We start from the raw sequence: 7,361 nt of genomic DNA on the forward strand, positions 1-7,361 counted from the left end.
GACGATGATTTCGCTTTAAGAATATCTCAAATTTGTAAAATTAACAACATTAAAATTCCTGAAGAAATTTCATTGCTGGGGGTGGATAACGATGAACTGATTTGTCACCTTTCCGATCCTCCCATATCATCCATTGTAACAGACGTAGAAAAGGGAGGGTACGAAGCTGGAAGATTGATCGACCGGATGATCAAGGGAGAGATCGTAGAGCCCTTCAACATCATTATCCGGCCAACGCGGTTCGAACTTCGAAAATCGACAGAGAAGTATGATATATCCAATGGCTATATCTCTCAAGTCGTCAATTATATCGAAGACAATTTCAACACCGACATCAATATTGAGGAACTCACAGAACTGGTTCCGCTATCCCGGCGTAACCTGGAAGTGAAATTCAAAGAAGAGATGGGTACCACTATCTATCAATTTATCCTGAGTTGCAGGATTGACTATTTTGCTCATTTATTGCTAACAACTGACAGGACTCTATACGATATGGCCCTTGAAGCCGGTTTCAATGACTGCAAAAATATATCGCGCATTTTTAAAAAGCATAGAGGCTGCACTCCTGTAGAATTTCAAAAAAAATACAGCAATAACTTTCCACCATAACGTTTTTTGAGATTACTATTTCGTTATTAACGTATTTCCCATACCTGATAAAACATAATTTTGTGTACTACAAAAATGTGGGACAAACTATTTACTTGTATTAAATCAATAAAAGATGAGTACAAAACCAGGGGTTAAACATGTTCAGAACAAAAACGCCACGATCAAATCAATGATTATTCTGGTGTTGCTGTTTTTTATTTTCGGATTGGTATCGTGGGTAAACACTATTTTAGTCCCTTATTTCCAACTGACCCTTCAACTGACTAATTTTCAATCCTCGTTTGTTACATTTGCTTTTTACATTGCTTATTTAGTGATGGCTATCCCTTCATCTTTCTTGCTGAATAAGATGGGATATAAGAGGGGGATGATGTATGGCCTGTGGTGTATGGCAATCGGGGCGCTGCTCTTTGTCCCTGCTGCCTATTGGCGTGTTTATCAGGTGTTTCTACTGGGACTGTTTTTGCTGGGTGTAGGACTTGCCATTTTACAATCGGCCGCTAACCCTTATGTAACCATTGTAGGGCCAATCGAGAGCGCTGCCAAACGGATGAGTATAGTTGGGACGGGCAATAAACTGGCCGGTGTTATAGCTAATCTTATTTTTGCCGGAGTTGTTATCCGTGAATCCGACAAGGTATTGATGCGGGAGATTGAATCCGGCCTATATACCGGCACGTCGTTAGATGCTGCTTTGGATAATCTGATCAAAGGCGTTATGTTCCCATATCTGATTTTAGCTGTAGCGCTCTTCGTTTTTGGAATTATTGTTCGTTATTCGGCTTTACCGGAATTAGATCCCTCGGTAGTGAACAAATGTTCTGCCGAAGATGAAAGCTCCGGTAAATCCATTTTTCAATATCCTGCATTGATATTGGGGGTGGTTGCCATGTTTTTCCATATAGGAACACAGATGATTGCTCTTGCTACCAGCATCCAATATGCAGGTACTATGGGTGAAAGCCTGGCCGGGCCGGCTAAAAATATCCCTTCATACACCATGCTGTTGACTTTTCTGGGATATTTTATCGGAATCATATTGATCCCCAAATACTTGAAGCAACGTAATGCGCTTTTAATCTGCGCTTCACTCAATTTAGTTCTTTCTATTTTAATAATTAGTACATCAGGAACGGTTAATTTCTTCGGAATTACGTCCGATATTTCTATCTGGTACCTTGTAATGATGGGACTTCCCAATGCATTACTTTACGCCGGGATTTGGCCTCTTGCCATCAACGGATTAGGCAAGCACACGAATCTTGGCGCTGCTTTTCTGGTGATGGCGCTTTGCGGGAGTGCATTTATGCCTATGATTTATCATTCGCTTGTGGAGCTTAATTCGTCTCTCTCGCCTTTTGAAGCAATGAAACAGGCCTATTGGATTCTTATCCCCTGTTTTGCCTATATTGTATGGTATGCGGCCAGAGGATACCGGATCAAATTCTGGAGAAGAACAAAGAACTAATGTGGTAATTGATTGATATTATGGATAATAGAATCATCATAAAAAACGGCAAGGTCATTTTTCCCGATACGATAGAGGAGAACCTGACCGTTGTATGTGGAAATGGGAAAATAACCGATATTCTTCATAATGAAGAATTCACTCCCGGCAATAGCGATATTGTGATAGACGCGACAAACAAGTATGTTGCTCCCGGCTTTATTGATATCCACACACACGGCGGTGGCGGGCATGACTTTATGGACGGGACCGTTGAGGCATATCTCGGAGCGGCGGAAACTCATGCCCGGTATGGAACCACGGCGTTGTTGCCTACAACGTTGACAAGCACGTTCGACGAGCTGATTAACACGTTTGACGTATATAAAGAAGCCGTAAAACAGAACACAAAAGGAGCTAAATTTCTCGGGCTACATCTGGAAGGACCCTATTTTGCCTATAATCAGCGGGGCGCTCAGGATCCCCAATATCTTAAAAACCCCGAACCGGAAGAATACAATAAGATCTTAGCGGCGTCGGACGATATTGTACGCTGGAGCCTGGCGCCGGAGCTGCCCGGTGCGCTCGACTTCGGAAAGGTGCTGACTTCAAAAAGCATCCTCACCTCCGTAGCACATAGCGATGCCATTTATGAGGAGGTACTGAAAGCCTTCAACGCAGGGTTTACACACGTAACCCACCTTTATTCGGCTATGTCCACCGTTACCCGCAGGAATGCATTCCGCTACGCGGGCGTTTTGGAAGCTGCATACCTGATCGATGACATGACAGTGGAGATCATTGCCGATGGAGTGCATTTACCTAAATCCCTTCTCCGGTTCGTATATAAATTCAAAGGGCCTGACAAAACTGCGCTTTGTACCGATTCAATGCGGGGGGCAGGTATGCCCGACGGGGAATCTATTTTAGGCAGCCTGGAAAAAGGACAAAGGGTAATCATCGAAGATGGCGTGGCAAAACTACCGGATCGGACAGCTTTTGCCGGAAGCGTTGCCACCACCGACCGTTTGGTCAGGACCATGGTAAACATTGCTGATGTGCCTTTGGTGGAGGCGGTAAGAATGATGACCTTAACTCCGGCCCGCATCATGCGGATAGATCAGCAGAAAGGATCTGTCCAAAAAGGTAAAGATGCTGATCTGGTTATTTTTGATAATAATATTAATGTTTCATACACAATCTTGGAAGGAAATGTCATATACGGAAACTAACACGAATGTAATCACATTCACCAAAGGAATGTTGGAAGTGAAAATCTTTCATACCCGGGAGGAGATGGGTATGGAAGCGGCAGCTAATGTATCGGATACTATACGGCAACTGTTCAATGAAAAAGAGGAAATCAATATGATCTTTGCCGCCGCACCCTCACAAAGCGATTTTATGAAGGAGCTGATTGCCGATAAACGAATCCGGTGGGAGAAGATCAATGCCTTTCACATGGATGAGTACATTGGGTTGGAAGAGAATGCCCCTCAGGGATTCGGTAATTTCCTGAGAGAACGCATTTTTGATAAAGTTCCCTTTAAAAGTGTCCATTATATAAACGGGATAAACGGTGGAGCGGAAGATCCTTCTGCCGAGTGCGAAAGGTATGCCGGCTTATTGGATCAATACCCTGTTGATATTGTTTGTCTTGGGATCGGAGAGAACGGCCATATCGCATTCAATGACCCGCCAGTAGCCGATTTCAAAGATCCTGAATTAGTGAAAGTGGTAAAACTGGATATGGCTTGCAGGCAACAACAAGTCAATGAAAACCTTTTCACCGGAATAGACTTGGTACCTACCCATGCGATCACCGTGACTATTCCGGCACTGTTAAGGGCAAAATATATGTTCTGCATGGTACCGGCCAAAAATAAAGCTGAAGCCGTGTATCACGCTCTGAATAACGATATCAGCGAGGAATGCCCGGCTACGATCTTACGAACGAAAAAAGGCGCTGTATTGTATCTGGACAAAGAAAGTGCGTCATTACTGAATTAAAACAAAATCATTATGAGACTAAAAGTTATTTTGTCAGCTATTTTGTCCGGACTTTTATGGATAGCCCAGGCACAACAAATAAAAATTGGCATCATCGGCCTCGATACCTCTCACTCTATTGCCTTTACCAAATTTTTGAATGGAGAAGATAAAAAAGAAGAATTCAAAGATTTTAAAATTGTCGCAGCCTATCCCTACGGATCGAAAACCATTAAATCGAGTTACGACCGCATACCTGATTATATAAAACAGGTTAAAGGATTGGGAGTGGAGATTGTTCCCTCCATAGCAGAATTGCTCAAAAAAGTAGATTGTGTAATGTTGGAAACAAACGATGGGAACCTGCATCTGGAACAGGCGTACGAAGTGTTCAAGGCAGGTAAGATCATGTTTATAGATAAACCGCTTGGCGCCACTTTGGCACAATCCATAGCGATCTGTCAATTAGCCAGGGAATATAATATTCCCATTTTCTCTTCATCCGCGCTACGGTTTGTTCCGCAAAATCAAAAATTACGCAACGGAGAGTATGGTAAAGTTTTAGGAGCGGATTGTTACTCTCCGGCAACACGTGAAATATCGCATCCCGATTTTGGGTGGTATGGCATCCATGGCGTGGAAACCCTGTTCACTATTATGGGAACGGGGTGTGTATCCGTGAATCGAATGTCGGCTGAAGGAACTGACGTAGTCGCCGGCTTATGGAGCGATGGCAGGATAGGCACGTTCAGAGGCCTTCGTGCGGGAAAGGGTATCTACGGAGGAACAGCCTTTACGGATAAAGGCGCGGAACCTGTCGGTCCCTATGAGGGATATGAAGTACTACTGACGGAGATATTGAAATTTTTCAGAACTCGCGTTGCTCCGATTTCAGCAGAAGAAACGCTCGAAATATTCACCTTTATGGAGGCTTCGAACGAAAGCAAGCGTAATGATGGAAAAATCATCCTGATGGAGGATGTCTATCGTAAAGGCTTAAAAGAAGCTAAAGAATTACTGCTGGAATTAAAAATAAAATGAAAAAGGGTTGGTCTATAATTGCAGTCGGACTGATATTACTTTCTTGTATGCAAAAGAACAATAGCCCCCGGGGCAACCAAACGATATTTATCGGCAAAGAGGGTGAAATAAAACTGATCGTCCTTGCCCCGGGGCATTTTCATGCCAACCTGCTTCAAAAAAGCGCCATGCCACAGGTAAACGATTCGGTATTTATATATGCACCCGCCGAAGATACCGGATTAAAACAGTATCTTTCGGCCATTGAGTCGTTCAACCAAAGAGATAAAGATCCTACAAGTTGGCAAACAATTGTCTATACCGGCGACGATTTTCTAAATAAGATGGTAACCGACAAAAAAGGGAATGTAGTCGTACTTGCCGGTAACAATAAAGAGAAAACCGAATATATTCTCAGTGCGGTAGATGCCGGATTAAACGTTTTGTCGGATAAGCCGATGGCGATTAACCGGGAAGATTTTCTTTTGTTGGAAGAAGCGTATGCCAATGCTGAGGCACAAAACGTGTTGTTATATGATATGATGACCGAACGTTACGATATGCTAAATATCATCGAGAAAGAGTTGATAAACGATCCCGATTTTTTCGGTGAGCTGAAAACGGGAACACCGGAAGATCCCGCCGTGTATATGGAGAGCGTGCATCACTTCTATAAAGAAGTGTCCGGCACCCCGTTGATCCGTCCGGCATGGTATTACGACGTGGAGCAACAGGGCGAAGGGATTGCCGATGTAACCACGCACCTGATCGATTTGTTGTTCTGGAAATGTTTTCCCGGACAGTCTATCAATTACACCCGGGATATCGGGAATATCTCTTCCTCTCATTGGGCAACAGAGATCACATTACCGCAGTTTACAAAATCGACCGGTGAAACCGCCTTCCCCGATTACCTGCAAAAATACCTCAACAATTCCATACTGAAGGTGTATGCCAACGGCACTCTCCACTTCGATGTAAAACACCGGAATGTGGGCTTAAAAGTTATTTGGAATTACCAGGCGCCTGAAGGTAGCGGAGATACCTTCATGTCGGTTGTAAAAGGAACAAAAACTACGCTGAAAACAATACAGAACAAAGAGCAGAATTTTGTGAAACAACTGTATGTGCAAAAAACCGACGGGATGGATGAAAATGAATTTTCCGATAACCTCCAAAAGGCGATCGAGAAAATCCGGACAACCTATCCTTTCGTATCTGCTTCTCCTACAACCGTAAAAGGGGAGTATATCATCAATATTCCTTCCGAAAACAGGGAGGGACACGAATCACATTTCAAATATGTTGCCGAAAGTTTTTTCAGCTTCTTAGTAAATCGCGATATGCCTGACTGGGAAAAAATCAATACCTTAGCAAAATATTACATCACAACAAAAGCTGTAGAAATTGCAAAAGATAGGGATTGACATCGGCGGGACTTATTACGAATCATCAAAGATGTTCCATGGTTCATTGCAGAACATCATGGGAACACGGTTCGATATACTTATCATCGGCCAAAACAAATTGAAATCGCAGGAAGTTTGGAAAGATGTCGTTTTCGAACTTCGGCGGCTCGACCGGATCTTTAATCGCTTTAGCAGTACAAGCGAAACTTCAAAAATCAATCGCGAAGCTATTCTTGAACCTGTGCATGTAAGCCAGGAGATGTGGACGATCCTGAAAAGTTGCCGGCAATACAATATCCGCACATTGGGATTGTTTGATATCACATTGGATGATTTTTCAAAAGTGTTGCTGGATGAAAGAGAGCACACTGTCATTTTTTTGAAAAAAGATATATCATTAGATTTTGGAGGCTATGCCAAAGGATATGCACTGGTGAAAATTAAGGATTTAATTCATCAAGCCGGAGTAAAACACTGTTTTGTAGATTTCGGGAACAGTTCTATTCTGGGAATGGGGCACCATCCTTACGGAGATGCATGGAAGGTGAGCATTGAAAACCCATATAACCATGATGAAGTTTTAGGTGAGATTTCTTTAAAGGACGAGGCATTGTCGGTATCGGGAAATACACCGACCTACACAGGCCATATAGTACGGCCTATGTCGCGAGAAGCAATAAAAGGAAATAAGGTCGTCTCGATCACCTCAAAAGATCCATTGGATGCTGAAGTGCTAAGCACAGTTTTCATGATCGCCGATGATACGGAAAAGAAACGAATTACAGAAGGTTTTAAAGTACAAAATACAGTAGAATATTAGTCTAACTTTAGTGAAGTAACATTATGTCAAACAAAAAGCCTAAACAAGTGGATACGAGCCT

At 42.9% G+C, this 7,361-nt stretch carries 7 protein-coding genes; all 7 read left to right on the top strand.

Translation table 11 applies throughout. The features are described 5' to 3' along the window. Window positions 1-612, top strand: a 612-nt coding sequence (locus B3Z75_RS07280; RefSeq protein WP_286848637.1) for a helix-turn-helix domain-containing protein, incomplete at its 5' end; no start/stop codon positions are given. Window positions 613-727: 115 nt separating this feature from the next. Further along, window positions 728-2,083, top strand: a complete 1,356-nt coding sequence (locus tag B3Z75_RS07285; RefSeq protein ID WP_286847151.1) for an MFS transporter — start codon at window positions 728-730, stop codon at window positions 2,081-2,083. 20 nt (window positions 2,084-2,103) lie between these two features. After that, a complete protein-coding gene (nagA, locus tag B3Z75_RS07290) occupies window positions 2,104-3,294 on the top strand; it encodes an N-acetylglucosamine-6-phosphate deacetylase (RefSeq protein ID WP_286847150.1) in 1,191 nt (396 codons plus the stop codon). After that, window positions 3,275-4,072: a glucosamine-6-phosphate deaminase gene (locus tag B3Z75_RS07295; protein ID WP_286847147.1), complete on the top strand. Its 798-nt coding sequence runs from the start codon at window positions 3,275-3,277 to the stop codon at window positions 4,070-4,072. The genes nagA and B3Z75_RS07295 overlap by 20 nt, the downstream gene beginning before the upstream one ends. 12 nt (window positions 4,073-4,084) lie before the next feature. Then, complete coding sequence (locus B3Z75_RS07300; protein WP_286847145.1) at window positions 4,085-5,092, top strand: Gfo/Idh/MocA family protein; 1,008 nt, start codon at window positions 4,085-4,087, stop codon at window positions 5,090-5,092. Between the two features lie 47 nt (window positions 5,093-5,139). Then, window positions 5,140-6,498: a putative oxidoreductase C-terminal domain-containing protein gene (locus B3Z75_RS07305; RefSeq protein WP_414702877.1), complete on the top strand. Its 1,359-nt coding sequence runs from the start codon at window positions 5,140-5,142 to the stop codon at window positions 6,496-6,498. Window positions 6,499-6,529: 31 nt separating this feature from the next. Next, window positions 6,530-7,300 (top strand): FAD:protein FMN transferase, encoded by a 771-nt coding sequence (locus B3Z75_RS07310; protein ID WP_286847154.1) that lies wholly within the window; start codon window positions 6,530-6,532, stop codon window positions 7,298-7,300. Window positions 7,301-7,361: the final 61 nt, after the last annotated feature.

This window comes from Proteiniphilum sp. UBA1028 (genome assembly GCF_002316955.1).
GTDB lineage: Bacteria > Bacteroidota > Bacteroidia > Bacteroidales > Dysgonomonadaceae > Proteiniphilum.